We start from the raw sequence: 16,658 nt of genomic DNA, 5'->3' as shown, positions 1-16,658 counted from the left end.
GGGTACCGGGCACCGGCGCGTCAGGGGGTGAGCACCAGCTTGCCGAAGACGTCGCCCCCGGCCAGCCGGGCGAGCGCCTGCGGCGCCGCGGCGAGCGGCAGCACCGAGTCGATCACCGGCCGGACACCGGTGGTGGCGCAGAACGAGAGCAGCCCGGCGAGCTCCTCCTTGGTGCCCATGGTGGAGCCGACCACCTTCAGCTCCAGGAAGAAGATCCGGTTCAGCTCGGCGGCCGGCGGGTTGGGGCCCGAGGTGGCGCCGGAGATGACGATCGTGCCGCCCGGGCGCAGCGACTTCACCGAGTGCGACCAGGTGGCCGCGCCGACCGTCTCCATCACCGCGTCCACCCGTTCGGGCAGCCGGGCCCCGCTCGGGAAGGCCGCGTCCGCGCCCAGCTCCACCGCCCGGGCCCGCTTGGCCTCGTCCCGGCCGGTGACCCAGACCCGCAGGCCGGCCGCCCGGCCGAGGACCACCAGCGCGGTGGACACCCCGCCGCCGGCGCCCTGCACCAGGACGGTGTCACCGGGCTTCACCCCGGCGTTGGTGAACAGCATCCGGTAGGCCGTCAGCCAGGCGGTGGGCAGGCAGGCGGCCTCCTCGAAGGAGAGCCCGGCGGGCTTGGGCAGCAGGTTCCAGGTGGGGACGGCCACCTGCTGGGCGAAGGTGCCCTGGTAGCGCTCGGTCAGGATCGAGCGCGGCTCGTCCGGTCCGACGCCGTGCCCGCTCTGCCCGATCACGGAGTGGAGGACCACCTCGTTGCCGTGCTCGTCGACGCCGGCGGCGTCGCAGCCGAGGATCATCGGCAGTTTCCCGGCGGGCAGGCCGACCCCGCGCAGCGACCACAGGTCGTGGTGGTTCAGGCTGGCGGCCCGGACCGTGACCACGCTCCACCCGGGGCGGGCCTGCGGTTCGGGGCGTTCGCCCAGCTCCAGCCCGCTCAGCGGGTCGTCGGCGTCGATTCGTGCGGCGTAGGCAGCAAACATGCCCCGGACGATAGCCAGAACGCCCCCGGCCCCGGAACAACGCGTGACTGTGACGCGTGTCCCGGGGAGCCGGGAGTGGACCGGAGGGTCACCGCCGGGCGACGCCCTCGGCGCGGGCGGCCTCGGCGACGGCCTTGCTGACGGCCGGCGCGACCCGCTCGTCGAACGGCGAGGGGATGACCCGCTGCGGCGTCAGCTCGTCGGCCACCACGCCGGCCAGCGCCTTGGCGGCGGCCAGCTTCATGCCCTCGGTGATCCGGGTGGCCCGGACCTGCAGCGCGCCCGCGAAGATGCCCGGGAAGGCCAGCACGTTGTTGATCTGGTTCGGGAAGTCGCTGCGGCCGGTGGCCACCACGGCCGCGTACTTGTGCGCGACCTCGGGGTGGATCTCCGGGTTCGGGTTGGCCATGGCGAAGACGAACGCGCCCTCGGCCATGGTCGCGACGACCTCCTCCGGCACGGTGCCGCCGGAGACGCCGATGAAGACGTCGGCGCCGGCCAGCGCGTCGGCGAGGCTGCCCCGGAGGCCGGTGCGGTTGGTCAGCCCGGCGATCTCCGCCTTGACGTCGGTGAGGTCCCCGCGGCCGTCGTGCACCACGCCCTTGCGGTCGCAGACGGCCACGTCGCCGATGCCGGCGGCGAGCAGCATCTTGGCGATGGCGATGCCGGCCGCGCCGGCGCCGGAGATGACGGCCCGCAGCGAGCCGATCTCCCGGCCGGTCACCTTGGCCGCGTTCCAGAGCGCGGCGGTGGTGACGATCGCGGTGCCGTGCTGGTCGTCGTGGAAGACCGGGATGTCCAGGGCCTCCTGGAGCCGGCGCTCGATCTCGAAGCAGCGGGGGGCGGAGATGTCCTCCAGGTTGACGCCGCCGAAGGACGGGGCCAGCCGGACCACGGTCTCGACGATCTCGTCCACCTCGGTGCAGGCCAGCGCGATCGGCACCGCGTCCACGCCGCCGAACTGCTTGAAGAGGATCGCCTTGCCCTCCATGACGGGCAGCGAGGCCTCCGGGCCGATGTCGCCGAGGCCCAGCACGGCGGTGCCGTCGGTGACCACGGCCACCGTGTTGGCCTTCCAGGTGTAGTCGTTCACCAGCTCGGGCTGCTCGGCGATGGCCGTGCAGACGCGGGCGACACCGGGGGTGTAGGCGAGGGACAGGTCGTCCGCGTCGCGCACCGGGACGGTCGCCCGGACCTCCATCTTGCCGCCGCGGTGGAGCGCGAACACGGCGTCGACCGGATCGTCGGTGTCCTGGGTAGTGCTGTGGATGATCTCCGCTGCCACGATGACCTCTTCGTCATTGATCGAGCGAGGACACCCGGCCGACGGAGCGGACGACCCGTCCGGTACCGGCATCCGGCGACCGGTGGCCGGTAACCGGACCCCGGAAACGCCGAAGTGTCCCCGGGGGAGGACTGGGTCGGGGCGCCGCCGTCGGACGGACGCCCTCGGATGAGGGTTTTATGGATTTGTCTGCGTTGTTCTGCGCTGTTGCTTCCGGGCCGAGCGTAGGTCGGACGAGGGCATCGCACCCATGCCTTTTCGTCCAAGTCACGTGGTTGTCGTACGCCTCACAGCCACCTGGGAGCACCAGGCGCCGCGAGAACCGGGCCCCGGCTGCGGCGACGGCGAAACGAGTACGCGCACCCGCAGGGGTGAACGCAGACGCGGAGGGGAGGCCGGTGCCTCGGATACGGAGTCGTCGTCCTGGACTTCCGTTCCTGCGCACCCCGAGCCTGTTGCGGCCCGGCGGTCTGGTTCGAGCGTCGGGGGTCACCCGGTACCGAATTCTGACACACCCGCCCACCGGCCCGGCAGGCCGGGATGGGAGGATCCGTTCTTCCGCCATCTCGCGTACACCTCCGCGACGCCGCGGCGCCTTCCCCTCCCTCCCACAGGAGCAACCGATGCACCACCGTGCGAAGTCCCGCCGGCCGGCCGCCGCCGCGCTCGTCCTCACCACCGCCGGCGCGCTGCTGCTGAGCGGCTGCGGCGGTGGCGGGACGACGGCCCAGGACCCGCTCCAGGAGATCCGGGCGAAGCTCCCGAAGGCGCAGCAGTCGGCCAAGGTGCTCCGGATCGGCATGGACGTCAACTACCCGCCGGTCGAGTTCCGGGGCGGCGACGGCAAGCCGGACGGCCTGGACCCGGACATCGCCGCGGCGCTCGGCCGGATCCTGGACCTGCGGGTCGAGTACGTCGACACCCCCTTCGACAAGCTCCTGCCGGGCCTCCAGGGCAAGCAGTACGACGTGGTGATGTCCGCGCTCAGCGACATCCGCGAGCGCCGGGAGGGCGTGGACGACGCCGGCAAGCCGGCCGGCCCGGCGGTGGACTTCGTCGACTACTTCATCGCCGGCACCTCGATGGTGGTCGCCAAGGGCAACCCGAAGGGCATCCGCACCCTGGACGACCTCTGCGGCAGGACGGTCGCGGTGCAGTCCGGCACCACCCAGGACGAGATCGCCACCCGCCAGGTCACCGCCTGCGCCCGGACCGGCAGGCCGCTCACCGTGCACGAGTTCGACACCGACGCCAAGGCGCTGGCCGAGGTCGCCGCCGGCGCCGCGCAGGCGGGCCTGAACGACTTCCCGGTGGCCGCCCACGCGGCGAGGAACACCGACGGCGGCAACCGCTTCGAGGTGGTCGGCTCGCAGTCCCGGTCCAACCCGTACGGGATCGCACTGCGCAAGGAGGACACCGGCCTGCGCGACGTACTGGTCAAGGCGGTCGACCAGCTGATCCGCAGCGGCGAGTACGACAAGATCCTCGCCAAGTGGGACGTCGCCGCGGGCGCGGCCCAGAACGCGGTGGTCAACGGGGGCGTCTGAGCCGTCCGGGACCGGCGCCGGCCGGGCGCGGGGGCCGCGGCGGGCGGTCGGGCGATCGGGCGAGCACCCGGCCGGGCCTCCGGGCGGACCGCAGGGAGAACCGCATACTTATACACAGGGTGACAGGGACACGGAATTAGTCCGAATAGCGGACAACGTGGCCCCTCGTTATCCGATTTTGATCTGAATCACGGCCACCCGACCGTCATCAGATGGCAGGATTCCCCCCATCTCGGATCGAGCCGGCCCCTGGTCGAGGCGGCCCGGTCAACGCCCACCTCGGCGGACGGTGGCGGAGAGCAGTACCCGTACCACCCTGCGCGCAGTTCTCCCTGCCCCACCCGTACAGCGCCGTACGGCACTTGCCGCCCCGGTGCGCCGCTCCCCCGTGGCGCGCCCCGCCCGACCTCTCCCTCAGGAGGAGATCCCCCATGATCGCCCGTACCCAGCGCACCCGCCTCCTCGCCACCGCGGCGGTGCTCGCGTCCGCGTCGCTCGTGCTGACCGCCTGCGGCAGCAGCAAGTCCTCCTCCACCAGCGCCGGCGGCACCAACCCCTCCGCCGCCCTGCCGACCGTCAGCGCCGACGCCAAGCTCGCCGCGCTCGTCCCGGCCGACGTCAAGAGCGCCGGCAAGCTGATCGTCGCCGCCGACGCCTCCTACGCCCCGAACGAGTTCCAGGACGCCGCCGGCAAGGTCATCGGCATGGACGTCGACCTGGCCACGCTCATCGGCCAGAAGCTCGGCCTCGCCGTCGAGGTCCAGAACTCGCCCTTCACCGCGATCATCCCGGGCATCAGCGCCAACAAGTTCCAGCTCGGCATGAGCTCCTTCACCGACACCAAGGAGCGCGAGGCCACCGTCGACATGGTGACCTACTTCCTGGCCGGCACCAGCGCCGCGGTCAAGAAGGGCAACCCGGACAAGATCGACCTCAAGGACCTCTGCGGCAAGAAGATCGCCGTCCAGACCGGCACCACCCAGGCCGACACCATCAAGGACACGATCACCCCGGACTGCGTCAAGGCGGGCAAGGCCGGCGTGCCGAACGACGGCGACAAGTTCGACCTCCAGACCGACGTCACCACCGCCATGGTCTCCGGCCGCGACCAGGTCATGCTCGCCGACTCCCCGGTCGTCGACTACGCCATCAAGCAGACCAACGGCCAGCTGGAGCAGCTCGGCGACGTCGAGGGCAAGGCCCCGTACGGCGTCGTGCTCGCCAAGGGCTCCGCGCTCGCCCCGGCCGTGCAGGGCGCGATCCAGTCGCTGATGGACGACGGCAGCTACAAGAAGGTCCTGGAGAAGTGGGGCGTCCAGGCCGGCGCGATCGACAAGTCCGTCATCAACGGCGCCACCAGCTGATCCCTCGTCACTCCTCTTCACCCGAGGCCACTGTGAACCATTCCGACCAGGGGGAGAAGGTGTCCGGCCGGCCTGAGTCCTTCAAGGCCGTCCCGGTGCGCCACCCCGGACGGTGGGCCGGAGCCGTCGTCGTCGCGGTGCTCGCCGCGATGCTGCTCCACGCCCTGATCTTCAATCCCGCCTTCCAGTGGGACGTCGTCAACACCTACCTCTTCGACTCCAGCATCCTGCACGGCCTCGGCGTCACCCTGGAGCTGACCGCGCTCTCGATGGTGATGGGCGTGGTCGGCGGCATCATCCTCGCGGTGATGCGGCTGTCGCCCAACCCGCTGCTGTCCGGCACCGCGTGGTTCTACATCTGGATCTTCCGCGGCACCCCCGTGCTGGTCCAGCTGGTGTTCTGGAACTTCCTGGGCGCCCTGTGGCCGACGCTGTCGATCGGCGTCCCGTTCGGCCCGGAGTTCTGGTCCGGCTCGACCAACACCCTGATCCCGGTCTTCACCGCGGCGCTGCTCGGCCTCGGCCTCAACGAGGCCGCCTACATGGCGGAGATCGTCCGCGGCGGCATCCAGTCGGTCGACGAGGGGCAGACCGAGGCCTCGCACGCGCTCGGCATGAGCCGCTTCACGACCATGCGCCGGATCGTCCTGCCGCAGGCCATGCGCGTGATCATCCCGCCCACCGGCAACGAGACCATCTCGATGCTCAAGACCACCTCGCTGGTCTCGGTCATCGCGCTGGAGGAACTGTTCCGGGCCGGGCAGAACATCTACTCGCGCACCTTCCAGACCATCCCGCTGCTGATCACCGTCAGCCTCTGGTACCTGTTCCTGACCTCCATCCTCACCATCGGCCAGTACTACGTCGAACGGCACTACGCCCGGGGCACCACCCGGACGCTGCCGCCCACGCCGCTCCAGCGGCTGCGGCTGCTGTTCGGGGGCAGGCCCCCGGCCCCGAAGGCCCAGCACGACGTCGTTCCGGGGCTTGAGGGAGGCACCCACCAATGACCGACCTGAGCAAGACGCCGGCCGCCGCCGGCACCGGCCACCCGATGGTCAGGGCCGAGGGCGTCCGCAAGTCCTACGGCGCCGTCGAGGTGCTCAAGGGCATCGACCTGGAGGTCCGGCGCAACGAGGTGTTCTGCCTGATCGGCCCCTCCGGCTCCGGCAAGTCGACCTTCCTGCGGTGCATCAACCACCTGGAGAAGATCAACGGCGGCCTGCTGTCCGTCGACGGCGAGCTGGTCGGCTACCGGCAGCAGGGCACCAAGCTGTACGAGCTCAAGGACAGCGAGGTCGCGCTCAAGCGCCGTGACATCGGCATGGTGTTCCAGCGCTTCAACCTGTTCCCGCACATGACCGCCCTTGAGAACATCATCGAGGCTCCGGTGCAGGTCAAGGGCGAGAGCAAGGCCTCCGCCAAGGAGCGCGGCATGGCCCTGCTGGAGCGGGTCGGGCTGGCCGACAAGGCCGGGAACTACCCCTCCCAGCTCTCCGGCGGCCAGCAGCAGCGGGTGGCCATCGCCCGGGCGCTGGCCATGAAGCCCAAGCTGATGCTCTTCGACGAGCCGACCTCGGCGCTCGACCCGGAGCTGGTCGGCGACGTCCTGGACGTCATGCGCGGGCTCGCCGAGGAGGGGATGACCATGATCGTGGTGACCCACGAGATGGGCTTCGCCCGCGAGGTGGGCGACGCGCTGGTGTTCATGGACGGCGGCGTGGTCGTCGAGTCCGGCAACCCCCGCGAGGTCCTCACCAACCCCCAGCACGAGCGGACCCGCGCGTTCCTCTCCAAGGTGCTCTGAGCACGGCGCACCGCGGCGCCCGGCAGGCCGGTCCTGCCGGGCGCCGCCGCTTTCCCGCTTTCGCCCCACGGGTAATAGGCTGGAGGCAGTCAGCCCGTTACCGATCTCTGGAAGGACCACCGTGGAGCTCGCCTCGTACGCCGATCTGGCGGTCCGGCTGGTGAACACCGAGGAGCCCGAACGCGGCACCGACTCGCTGACCTCGGTGGACGCGGTGCGCGGCCTCTTCTCGGACGCCGCCCGGGCCCGCGACCTCGCCGACGAGTCCGACCTGCCCCGGCTGCGGGCCGTCCGCACCCGGCTGCGCGGGGTCTTCGAGGCCGCCGCCGAGGGCGAGGAGGTCCGCAGCGTCGACCTGCTGAACAGCCTGCTGATGGAGTTCCCGGTCAGCCCGCTGGTCTCCGGCCACGACTACCTGGACGAGGCCGGACGCCCCCGCTGGCACCTGCACCTCGCCGACAACTCCCCCACCGCCACCGCCCACTTCAGCGCCGTCGCCTGCATGGGCCTGGCCGTCCACCTGACCGAACTGGGCGCCGACCGGCTCGGCATCTGCCAGGCCGCGCCGTGCCGCAACGCCTACCTGGACACCTCCACCAACCGGTCCCGCCGCTACTGCTCGGACCGCTGCGCGACCCGCGCCAACGTCGCCGCCTACCGCGCCCGCAAGCGCCTGGAGGCCGCCGCGGCCGCCGGGAGCCCCGAGGGTTAGGGCTCAGTTCCGCAGGCCCTCCGGGCGGACCCACACGCCGAGCCGGCGGGCCAGCCCGGGGACCCTGGCCAGCGGGCCGGAGAGCAGCAGCCGCTCCAGCCGCCGGCCGGGCGCCAGCCAGGCCGGCCTCGGCCGCAGCCGCAGCAGCACCCGGCCGAGCACCAGTTCGTCCGGCACCGCGCCGTAGCTGCGGCTGTCGCTGTCCACCGGCCGGTTGTCGGAGAGCAGCCACCAGCCCTTCGGCCGCCGCCCGTCGGCCCGTTTGACGATCAGCAGGTCCTGCTGGAACGGGTGGCGGAAGACCACCACCGCACCGGGCCGGATCCGCGCGCCGTACCGCACCAGCAGCTGGTCGCCGTCGCGCAGGGTCGGCACCATCGAGTCCCCCGCCACGTCGATCAGCCCGAACGGCGCGCCGCCCGCCGGGGGCCCGTCCTCCGGTTCCGCGCTCCGTGCCACGACTCCTCCTCCCGGCCCGCGTCCCGCCGCGTCCCTCGGTCGCACACCAGTCTGCCCCACGGTGCGCCGCCCGCCGATGTCCGGATTCACCCGGTTCCGGCTCCGCCTTTTGCCCTAGGCCCGCCGCCCGGCCGAGAAACGGCGGGGTCCGAAGGGTAATCTCGGGCGCGGGAAGACGATCTAAGGAAGGACTCCCATGCTCTCTCGTCTGTTTGCACCGCGCGCCACCGCCCACGCCCACTGCGACCTGCCCTGCGGCGTGTACGACCCGGCCCAGGCCCGCATCGAGGCCGAGTCCGTGAAGGCCACCCAGGAGAAGTACCAGGCCAACGAGGACCCGCACTTCCGCGCCCGCGCCATCATCATCAAGGAGCAGCGCGCCGAGACGGTCAAGCACCACATCTCGGTGCTGTGGAGCGACTACTTCAAGGCCCCGCACTTCGAGAAGTACCCGCAGCTCCACCAGCTCATCAACGACACCCTGAAGGCCGCCTCGGCCGCCAAGGCGTCCACCGACCCGGCCACCGGCCAGGCGCTGCTCGACCTCATCGCCGAGGTCGACAAGATCTTCTGGGAGACCAAGCAGGGCTGATCCCCGCTCGCCCCTCCTTCGAGCGCCCCCGTCCGCACGCCGGACCGGGGGCGTTCGTGTGTTCCCGCCCACACCGGGCCGGGTAAGGGTTGCCTGGCCTGTGCGCTTGTTATGCTGCCAGGGCGTCCAGAGGGGGAAGCCGGTGCGAATCCGGCGCTGACCCGCAACGGTAAACGGTGCCCCGTGCCCGTGAGCCCGATCGCCCGAGGATGCCGACCTCCCGACAACTCGCCGTGGACTGCGAGGGGATGGCGCCCCGGCACACCCGCGCCCGGGCGGGCCTCCCCGCGCCGTGCGCGGCCCGAGGCAAGGCGCACCAGTGAGCAGCACCGCGACCGCACCGGCCACCGCCGCGGCCCCACCGGGCCCGCGCCGAACACCCGCCGTCCCGCTGGCCGCGGCCCTCGCCGTCGCACTGCTGGTCTCCCTGGTCTGCGCCGTCGCCGTCGGCTCCTCCGGACTCGGCTGGGGCCAGGTCCTGCGGCTGCTGCGCGCCGGGCTGACCGGCGGGCAGCTGGAGGCCGACGAGGCCGCCGCCTACGCGATCGTCTGGGAGATCCGGCTGCCGCGCGCCGTGCTGGCCGCCGTGGTCGGCGCCGGACTCGCCGCCACCGGGGTCGCCGTCCAGGCGATGGTCCGCAACGCGCTCGCCGACCCGTTCGTGCTCGGCATCTCCTCCGGCGCCTCGGTCGGCGCCAACGCCGTGCTGATGCTGGGCGCCTTCGCCTCGCTCGGCGTCTGGGCGATCTCCGTCTCCGCCTTCACCGCCGCCCTGCTGGCCATGGTGCTGGTCTACCTGACGGCCCGTACCGCCCACGGGCTGACCCCGCTGCGGCTGGTGCTCACCGGCACCGCGATGTCCTACGGCTTCTCCGCGCTGACGGCGCTGATGGTCTTCGCCGCCGCCCGCGGCGAGGCCGCGCGCTCCGCCATGATGTGGCTGCTCGGCAGCCTCGGCGGCGCCACCTGGGGTTCGGTGCCGATCGCCGCCGTCACCGTGCTGGCCGGCCTGGCCTACCTGGCCTGCGCCGCCGGGCGGCTGGACGCGCTGGCCATGGGCGACGAGACGGCCGCCTCGCTCGGCGTGGACCCGGACCGGCTGCGCCGCGAACTGTTCGTGGTCACCGCCGCCGTCACCGGCACCGTGGTCGCCGTCAGCGGGGCGATCGGCTTCGTCGGACTGATGGTCCCGCACCTGGTGCGGATGCTGGTCGGCGCCGGCCACCGCCGGGTGCTGCTGGTCGCGCCGCTCGCCGGGGCGCTGCTGCTGGTCTGGGTGGACATCGTCTCCCGCACCCTGCTGGCGCCCGCCGAACTGCCGGTCGGCGTGGTCACCGCGGCCGTCGGGGTGCCCTGCTTCCTGCTGCTGATGCGCCGCCGCGGCTACTCCTTCGGCGGTGGCCGGTGACCGCCCCCGCGCCCGCGGCCTCCCGCGCCCTGGACCTCGCCGTCGACGGGGTCTCGGTCGACCTGGCCGGCGTCCGGCTGGTCCACGACGTCACGCTGAACGCCGCCGCCGGCCAGGTGGTCGGCCTGATCGGCCCGAACGGCAGCGGCAAGTCCACCCTCCTGCGCTGCGTCTACCGGGCGCTGCGGCCCGCCGCCGGCGCCGTCCTGGTCGGCGGCGACGACCTGCACGCGCTCGCCCCGCGCGAGTCCGCCCGGCGGGTGGCGGCGCTGCCGCAGGAGCACTCCGCCGAGTTCGACTTCACCGTGGCCGAGGTGGTCGGCATGGGCCGGCTGCCGCACCGGCGCGGCGCCCTGGCCGGGCCGTCGGCCGGGGGCGAGGAACACTGCGCCGGGGCGCTGCGCCGGGTCGGCGCCGCCCACCTGGCCGCCCGGGGCTTCCTGAGCCTGTCCGGCGGCGAGAAGCAGCGGGTGCTGATCGCCCGGGCGCTGGTCCAGGAGCCCCGGGTGCTGGTCCTGGACGAACCCACCAACCACCTGGACATCGCCCACCAGTTGGAGGTGCTGGCGCTGGTCCGGGAGGCCGGGCCGACGGTGCTCACCGCGCTGCACGACCTCAACCTGGCCGCCGGGCACTGCGATCTGCTCCACGTGCTCGCGGGCGGCCGGATCGTCGCCTCCGGGCCGCCCGCCGAGGTGCTCGAACCCGACCTGCTGGCCGAGGTGTTCAAGGTCCGCGCGACGCCCGTGCGGCACCCGGTCACCGGCGCCGTCCAGCTGCTCCTCGACCGACTGCCGTAGCCCGCCCCCCGCCCCGCCGAACCGCTCTTCCCGAGGACCCCCCATGCGCACCAAGGCCGTTGCCGCCGCCTCCCTGCTCGCCCTCGCGCTCACCGGCTGCGGCGCCGAGATCGCCCCGCGCGGCGACGGCGCCGCCGCCTCCGCCCACTACCCGGTCACCGTCGAGAACTGCGGCACCGCGGTCACCTTCACGGAGAAGCCGGCCCGCACCGTCACCAACGACGTCGGCATCACCGAGCTGATGTTCGCGCTCGGCCTGGAGGACCGGATGGCCGGCTACGTCATGCCCGACGACAAGGGCCGGGTGGACAAGGTCGCCTGGAAGGACGCCTACCAGCGGGCGCCCTGGCTGTCCAAGGAGCGGATCACCAAGGAGACCGTGCTGGAGGCCAGGGCCGACCTGGTGGTCGACGGCTGGCACTACGGCTTCGACGAGGGCCGGGGCTTCACCCCGCAGACCCTCTCCGGCCTGGGCATCGCCTCCTACGTGCTCACCGAGTCCTGCCGCAGCGGCAAGGGCCCGGAGCGCGGGGTGATGTCCCCGCTCGACGCGCTCTACACCGACCTGACCAACCTGGGCGAGATCTTCGACGTCCGGGACCGGGCCGACGAGCTGGTCGCCGGCTTCAAGGAGCAGATCGCCGCCGTCCCCGAGCCCGCGCACCGCCCGGGCGTCTTCCTGTACGACAGCGGCGAGGACAAGCCGTACACCTCCGGCCGCTTCGCCGCCCCGGAGGAGATCATCGCCAGGGCCGGCGGCCGGAACGTGATGGGCGACGTCGCCGACTCCTGGACCACCGTGGGCTGGGAGGGCGTGGTCCAGCGCGACCCCGAGGTGATCGTGATCAACGACTACGGCACCCCGGACGCCGAGGCGAAGCGGAAGTTCCTGAAGTCCTTCCCGCCGCTGGCCGGCGTCTCCGCGGTGCGCAACGACCGGATCTTCGTCCTGGACTACGCCGACCTGGTCGAGAGCCCGCGCAACCCGGCCGCGATCACCGCCCTGGCGGAGTACCTGAGGACCGTCCCGGCCCGCTGAGCGGAGGCCCTCCCGGCCGCCGTCCGGCCCGCCCTGCGGCCGGTTCCGACGGGCGTACGCTCAAGAGTACGAGCCGACGGAACCGACCGGAGGAGCGAGAACATGACCACCATGGCCGCACCGTCCGCCTTCGACGTCCGGGCCCTGCGCGAGGGGATCGAACGCGCCGACGCCGGGGCCCTGCTGGCGCTCTACGCGGACGACGCCGAACTGCGCGTGGTCGACCGCAAGACCCAGCCCAGCCACCCGCTGGTGATGCACGGCCGGGCCGAGATCGGCGCGATGCTCGACGACCTCTACGCCCGCGAGATGAGCCACACCCTGGAACAGGTGGTGGTCCAGGAGGACCGCCTCGCGTTCCTGGAGTCCTGCCGCTACCCGGACGGCGTCCGGGTGCTGGTCAGCTCCACCGCCGAGCTGCGCGACGGACGGATCGCCGACCAGACGTCCGTGCAGGTCTGGGACGAGAACGAACCGGCCAAGTAGGCTCGGAGCCATGATCCGCACCGCCCTCCCCTCCGACGTCCCCGTCGTCCACGCCATGATCCGCGAACTCGCGGACTACGAGAAGGCCGTCCACGAGATGGTCGCCGCCGAGGAGCAGCTGCACGGCGCCCTGTTCGGCACCGACCCGGCGCTGTTCGGCCTGGTCGCCGAGGACGACACCACCGGCGAGCCGGTCGGCTTCGCGCTCTGGTTCCTCAACTACTCGACCTGGCGCGGTACCCACGGGATCTACCTGGAGGACCTCTACGTCCGCCCGCAGGCCCGCGGCGGCGGCCACGGCAAGGCGCTGCTGCTGGAGCTGGCCCGGATCGCCGTCGAGCGCGGCTACTCCCGGATGGAGTGGTCGGTGCTGGACTGGAACACCCCCTCGATCAACTTCTACAAGTCGCTCGGCGCCGTGCCGATGGACGGCTGGAGCGTCTACCGGCTCACCGGGGACGCGCTCACCGCCGCCGGCGCCCGCTGAGACCGGCGCGCGGACGGCGCGCGCCGGAGGCGTGCGCAGGACCGGTGCAGACCACTGCCACCCTGCGTCGCGATGCCTTACCATGAGTGACTCCCGCACCGGGGCAGGAACGCGGTAACGTCTCGGGCGGACGGCGGCGTCCGGCCACCCCCCGAAGGGTATGACCGGTACGTACCGCACCACCCCTCTGGACAGTTGGGGCGAAGCAGTTGAGCCAAGCAACAGACAGTGCCGCGGCCACCGGCCCGGAAGCACAGCGCGTCACCCAGGAGGTGAGGGTGTCCCAGATCGACGGCGAGCCCGGAGTGCAGGACTTCGTGGAGGTCCGGCTGCCCGCGGCCGGGGCCTACCTCTCGGTCCTGCGCACGGCCACGGCGGGCCTCGCGGCCCGGCTGGACTTCACGCTGGACGAGATCGAGGACCTGCGCATCGCGGTCGACGAGGCCTGCGCCATCCTCCTCCAGCAGGCCGTGCCCGGCTCGGTCCTCTCCTGCGAGTTCCGGCTGGTCGGGGACTCCCTGAAGGTGATCGTCTCGGCACCCACCACCGACGGCCGGGCGCCCGAACGGGACACCTTCGCCTGGACGGTGCTCTCCGCGCTCGCGGGCGAGGTCGAGTCGGCGGTCGCCGAGGACAGGACCGTGTCGATCAGCCTGCACAAGAAGCGCGGCGGCCCCGCCGCCCACTAGGTCCGCCGCGGCAGCGCGGCAGCAGCACCGAACAAGGGCCGTCCGCCCGGCACCACCGGGCCGGACGGACGGCTCCCGGTACCGCCACCACCCGGCGGTACGACCAACGAGACGAACCGGGGCCGGCGGTCCCGGTGCTCCCGGAACGGAACGGGGGAATGGCCGTGAGTGATCTGGACCGTACCGGCCTCGCGACGGCGGGCCCTGCCGTACCGACCCAGGCGAGCGTTCCCGGCCTCGCCGCCAACGACGAAGCGCACCCGAAGGACGCCCACCGGATGAGCCAGCCGACCGAGCCGACGCCCCAGTCGTCGTCGCCCGATCAGTCGCCCCCGCCCGTGCCGTCGGCCGCGGACCTCCCGGACACCGGCCACCCGGGCCACGGACCGGACGCCGAGGGCTCCGAGGAGGCCGCCGAGGAGGCGGCGGAGGCGCTGCGCGCGGCGGTGCCCGCCCAGGGCCCGCAGCGCTCCGGCGCACCCGACCGCGAGGCGGCCCGGGCCCTGTTCGTGCGGCTCTCGGCGCTGCCCGAGGGCTCCCCGGAGCGCGTCGAACTGCGCAACCAGCTGGTGCGGATGCACATCCCGCTGGTCGAGCACCTGGCCCGGCGGTTCCGCAACCGCGGCGAGCCGCTGGACGACCTGACCCAGGTCGCCACCATCGGGCTGATCAAGTCGGTGGACCGGTTCGACCACGAGCGCGGGGTCGAGTTCTCCACCTACGCGACGCCGACCATCGTCGGCGAGATCAAGCGGCACTTCCGGGACAAGGGCTGGGCGGTCCGGGTGCCGCGCCGGCTCCAGGAGCTGCGGCTGTCGCTGACCACCGCGACCAGCGAGCTCTCCCAGCGGCACGGCCGCTCCCCCACGGTGCACGAGCTGGCCGAACACCTGGGGATCTCCGAGGAGGACGTCCTGGAGGGCCTGGAGTCCGCCAACGCGTACTCCACGCTGTCCCTGGACGTGCCGGACAGCGACGACGAGTCGCCGGCCGTCGCGGACACCCTGGGCGCCACCGACGAGGCGCTGGAGGGCGTCGAGTACCGCGAGTCGCTCAAGCCGCTGCTGGCCCAACTGCCGCCGCGCGAGCAGAAGATCCTGGTGCTGCGGTTCTTCCGGAACATGACGCAGTCCCAGATCGCCGCCGAGGTGGGCATCTCGCAGATGCACGTCTCCCGGCTGCTCGCCCGCACGCTGGCGCAGCTGCGGGAGAAGCTCCTCGTGGAGGAGTAGGAACGCGAACGGTGGAAGGCGGCGGCCCTCCGCGCTCAGCCCTCGTGCGGAGCGTAGAGGGCCGCCGTCGCCTTCGGGCTGAGCAGCGCGCCGATGCCGACCAGACCGAGCAGGCCGATGCCCGTGCCGACCGCGACCATCGCCCCGCCGCTCTGCCACATGTAGTACGCCACCGGCAGGCAGATCGAGTTGGTCAGCACGGCCGGGCTGCGGCCCCAGCGGCGCAGCCTCAGCAGCGCCCTGGCGGCCAGCACCGGCGCCACGCCGAGCAGCACGATCACCAGGCCGCCGAACTCGTTCAGGGCGAGCTGCTTGGACTCGCCGGACAGCGCGGCGACCATGTCCCAGACGCCGACGACGACCAGCGCGGCGCCCTCCACGGCGGTGATGGCGGCGCCCAGGGTGAGGGCGGAGGGCCGGCCGGCGACGGGCGCGGGTACGGGTGCGGAGGATTCTGCGGTCACTCCAGCAGGGTAGCCGCCGGTTGGTCCGTACCGCCCCGTAGGCTGGGCCCATGCGCGCTCTCCTGGTCGTCAATCCGAAAGCGACCACCACCAGCGGTCGGACCAGGGACGTCCTGATCCACGCCCTGCGCAGTGACCTCAAGCTGGAGGTGGCGCAGACCGAGTACCGCGGTCACGCCCGCGATCTGGCCCGGGAGGCGGTGGAGGACGGCGCGGTCGACCTGGTGGTCGCGCTCGGCGGCGACGGCACCGTCAACGAGGTGGTCAACGGGCTGCTCTCGCACGGTCCGGGCGAGCGGGTGCCGCGGCTGGCGGTGGTCCCCGGCGGTTCGACCAATGTGTTCGCCCGCGCGCTGGGCCTGCCCAACGACCCGGTGGAGGCCACCGGCGTGCTGCTGGACGCGCTGGAGCACCGGCGCGAGCGCGGGATCGGGCTGGGCAAGGCGATGACCGAGGGGCTGCCGGACCGCTGGTTCACCTTCACCGCCGGCCTGGGCTTCGACGCCGGGGTGGTCGGCCGGGTCGAGGAGCAGCGCCGGGCGGGGCGCAAGTCCACCCACGCGCTCTACGTCACCCAGGCGCTCCGCCACTTCGTCACCCAACGTGAGCAGCGCAGATCAGGCCCGGTCTCGCTGGCGCTCGCGGGCCGCGAGCCGGTGCCGGGCCTGGTGCTGGCGATAGTCAGCAACACCTCGCCGTGGACGTTCCTGGGCAACCGCCCCGTCTACCCCTCCCCCCGCGCCTCCTTCGACTCCGATCTCGACGTCTTCGGCATCACCCGGATGACGGCGTTCGGCACGGCTCGAACGGTCCGTCAGATCCTGCGGTCGCACGGTCCTTCGAGCCCCGGCGACGCACCGTCCGGCCCTTCCGGGAAGCACGTCGTCTCCTATCACGACGTCCGCCACTTCACCTTGGTTTCGGAGGAACCGGTCCCGTTCCAGGTCGACGGGGACCACCTTGGATCCAGGAGTCGCGTCAGTTTCACAGGCGTACGGCGGGCACTGCGTGTGATTGTGTGACTAGAAGGGCCCTTCTCCCTTCTTCTCGAACGCACAAGCCCCCTTCACTCCATAGAAGTACCGGCTGTGAGCTAGGCGACACCGAAGAATCCAAAATTCCTTCCTGAAGGGGGTTGTATCCGGGCCCGAGGTTTGCGAACCTCTACATGGCGATCGGGACACATCGCAGCGACGGCAACCCTCGAAACCTGGGGGGCCGACCGCGGGGTGTCCCTCGAATCGCCGAATCCCTCCCCAGCACAGACCTCCCGGGCCCGATGGGCCTTTGGTCTCTTTTGCTGT

At 72.4% G+C, this 16,658-nt stretch carries 18 protein-coding genes and 1 riboswitch; of the genes, 14 read left to right on the top strand and 4 right to left on the bottom strand.

Translation table 11 applies throughout. The features are described from left to right. Positions 1–20: 20 nt before the first annotated feature. Together ACFXAM_RS11465 and ACFXAM_RS11460 are read right to left on the bottom strand one after the other, a co-directional pair. Positions 21–983: a zinc-binding dehydrogenase gene (locus ACFXAM_RS11465; protein ID WP_380289852.1), complete on the bottom strand. Its 963-nt coding sequence runs from the start codon at positions 981–983 to the stop codon at positions 21–23. An 88-nt stretch (positions 984–1,071) separates the two neighbouring features. Beyond that, the gene (locus ACFXAM_RS11460; protein WP_380289850.1) at positions 1,072–2,268 is read right to left on the bottom strand and encodes an NADP-dependent malic enzyme; all 1,197 of its coding nucleotides are present in this window, start codon (positions 2,266–2,268) and stop codon (positions 1,072–1,074) included. A gap of 623 nt (positions 2,269–2,891) precedes the next feature. On the opposite strand from ACFXAM_RS11460, the gene ACFXAM_RS11455 reads away from it, so the two are divergent. The 5 genes from ACFXAM_RS11455 to ACFXAM_RS11435 all read left to right on the top strand — a co-directional run bounded on the left by ACFXAM_RS11455 (position 2,892) and on the right by ACFXAM_RS11435 (position 7,698). Beyond that, entirely contained in the window at positions 2,892–3,815 is a 924-nt protein-coding gene (locus ACFXAM_RS11455; protein ID WP_380289848.1) for an ABC transporter substrate-binding protein, read from the top strand. A gap of 431 nt (positions 3,816–4,246) precedes the next feature. Then, positions 4,247–5,179, top strand: coding sequence for an ABC transporter substrate-binding protein (locus tag ACFXAM_RS11450; RefSeq protein WP_380289846.1), 933 nt, complete (start codon positions 4,247–4,249; stop codon positions 5,177–5,179). A gap of 59 nt (positions 5,180–5,238) precedes the next feature. Next, positions 5,239–6,189, top strand: a complete 951-nt coding sequence (locus ACFXAM_RS11445; protein WP_380289844.1) for an amino acid ABC transporter permease — start codon at positions 5,239–5,241, stop codon at positions 6,187–6,189. Beyond that, a complete protein-coding gene (locus tag ACFXAM_RS11440; RefSeq protein WP_380289842.1) occupies positions 6,186–6,986 on the top strand; it encodes an amino acid ABC transporter ATP-binding protein in 801 nt (266 codons plus the stop codon). Before ACFXAM_RS11445 ends, ACFXAM_RS11440 begins: the two co-directional genes overlap by 4 nt. Positions 6,987–7,107: 121 nt before the next feature. Beyond that, positions 7,108–7,698, top strand: a complete 591-nt coding sequence (locus ACFXAM_RS11435) for a CGNR zinc finger domain-containing protein (RefSeq protein WP_380289840.1) — start codon at positions 7,108–7,110, stop codon at positions 7,696–7,698. Between the two features lie 3 nt (positions 7,699–7,701). On the opposite strand, the gene sodX is transcribed toward ACFXAM_RS11435, so the two are convergent. Next, a complete protein-coding gene (gene sodX, locus ACFXAM_RS11430; protein WP_380289863.1) occupies positions 7,702–8,076 on the bottom strand; it encodes a nickel-type superoxide dismutase maturation protease in 375 nt (124 codons plus the stop codon). A 277-nt stretch (positions 8,077–8,353) separates the two neighbouring features. Between sodX and sodN the strand changes: the two genes are divergently transcribed. From sodN to ACFXAM_RS11390, 8 genes are all read left to right on the top strand, one after another. Beyond that, positions 8,354–8,749: a superoxide dismutase, Ni gene (gene sodN / locus ACFXAM_RS11425; protein ID WP_355363948.1), complete on the top strand. Its 396-nt coding sequence runs from the start codon at positions 8,354–8,356 to the stop codon at positions 8,747–8,749. Between the two features lie 130 nt (positions 8,750–8,879). After that, positions 8,880–8,954, top strand: a riboswitch (cobalamin riboswitch). A gap of 114 nt (positions 8,955–9,068) precedes the next feature. Continuing rightward, positions 9,069–10,157, top strand: a complete 1,089-nt coding sequence (locus ACFXAM_RS11420) for a FecCD family ABC transporter permease (RefSeq protein WP_380289838.1) — start codon at positions 9,069–9,071, stop codon at positions 10,155–10,157. A 29-nt stretch (positions 10,158–10,186) separates the two neighbouring features. After that, complete coding sequence (locus ACFXAM_RS11415; RefSeq protein WP_380289861.1) at positions 10,187–10,957, top strand: ABC transporter ATP-binding protein; 771 nt, start codon at positions 10,187–10,189, stop codon at positions 10,955–10,957. 43 nt (positions 10,958–11,000) lie between these two features. Next, complete coding sequence (locus tag ACFXAM_RS11410) at positions 11,001–11,996, top strand: ABC transporter substrate-binding protein (protein ID WP_380289836.1); 996 nt, start codon at positions 11,001–11,003, stop codon at positions 11,994–11,996. Positions 11,997–12,098: 102 nt separating this feature from the next. Further along, entirely contained in the window at positions 12,099–12,482 is a 384-nt protein-coding gene (locus ACFXAM_RS11405; RefSeq protein WP_380289834.1) for a nuclear transport factor 2 family protein, read from the top strand. 10 nt (positions 12,483–12,492) lie between these two features. Beyond that, entirely contained in the window at positions 12,493–12,969 is a 477-nt protein-coding gene (locus ACFXAM_RS11400; RefSeq protein WP_380289832.1) for a GNAT family N-acetyltransferase, read from the top strand. Positions 12,970–13,247: 278 nt separating this feature from the next. Then, complete coding sequence (locus ACFXAM_RS11395; protein ID WP_376092079.1) at positions 13,248–13,658, top strand: anti-sigma regulatory factor; 411 nt, start codon at positions 13,248–13,250, stop codon at positions 13,656–13,658. 164 nt (positions 13,659–13,822) lie between these two features. Beyond that, a complete protein-coding gene (locus ACFXAM_RS11390; protein WP_380289830.1) occupies positions 13,823–14,890 on the top strand; it encodes an RNA polymerase sigma factor SigF in 1,068 nt (355 codons plus the stop codon). Between the two features lie 35 nt (positions 14,891–14,925). Here the strand turns inward: ACFXAM_RS11390 and ACFXAM_RS11385 are convergent, their stop codons facing one another. Beyond that, positions 14,926–15,354 (bottom strand): hypothetical protein, encoded by a 429-nt coding sequence (locus ACFXAM_RS11385; protein WP_380289828.1) that lies wholly within the window; start codon positions 15,352–15,354, stop codon positions 14,926–14,928. Positions 15,355–15,404: 50 nt separating this feature from the next. Here ACFXAM_RS11385 and ACFXAM_RS11380 point away from each other — a divergent pair, with 50 nt between their 5' ends. Beyond that, complete coding sequence (locus tag ACFXAM_RS11380) at positions 15,405–16,376, top strand: diacylglycerol/lipid kinase family protein (RefSeq protein WP_380289826.1); 972 nt, start codon at positions 15,405–15,407, stop codon at positions 16,374–16,376. Positions 16,377–16,658: the final 282 nt, after the last annotated feature.

This window comes from Kitasatospora sp. NPDC059462, assembly GCF_042749955.1.
Lineage (GTDB): Bacteria > Actinomycetota > Actinomycetes > Streptomycetales > Streptomycetaceae > Kitasatospora.
Note: the sequence above shows the minus strand (reverse complement) of the source record. Positions and strands in the feature narration are given on the sequence as shown.

Bases quoted from the DNA above. Each gene is read 5' to 3' on its own strand.
- ACFXAM_RS11455 (WP_380289848.1), top strand. From the start codon at position 2,892: ATGCACCACCGTGCGAAGTCCCGCCGGCCGGCCGCCGCCGCGCTCGTC.
- ACFXAM_RS11450 (WP_380289846.1), top strand. From the start codon at position 4,247: ATGATCGCCCGTACCCAGCGCACCCGCCTCCTCGCCACCGCGGCGGTG.
- sodN (WP_355363948.1), top strand. From the start codon at position 8,354: ATGCTCTCTCGTCTGTTTGCACCGCGCGCCACCGCCCACGCCCACTGC.
- ACFXAM_RS11465 (WP_380289852.1), bottom strand. From the start codon at position 983: ATGTTTGCTGCCTACGCCGCACGAATCGACGCCGACGACCCGCTGAGC.
- ACFXAM_RS11400 (WP_380289832.1), top strand. From the start codon at position 12,493: ATGATCCGCACCGCCCTCCCCTCCGACGTCCCCGTCGTCCACGCCATG.
- ACFXAM_RS11410 (WP_380289836.1), top strand. From the start codon at position 11,001: ATGCGCACCAAGGCCGTTGCCGCCGCCTCCCTGCTCGCCCTCGCGCTC.
- ACFXAM_RS11380 (WP_380289826.1), top strand. From the start codon at position 15,405: ATGCGCGCTCTCCTGGTCGTCAATCCGAAAGCGACCACCACCAGCGGT.
- ACFXAM_RS11405 (WP_380289834.1), top strand. From the start codon at position 12,099: ATGACCACCATGGCCGCACCGTCCGCCTTCGACGTCCGGGCCCTGCGC.
- ACFXAM_RS11440 (WP_380289842.1), top strand. From the start codon at position 6,186: ATGACCGACCTGAGCAAGACGCCGGCCGCCGCCGGCACCGGCCACCCG.
- sodX (WP_380289863.1), bottom strand. From the start codon at position 8,076: ATGGTGCCGACCCTGCGCGACGGCGACCAGCTGCTGGTGCGGTACGGC.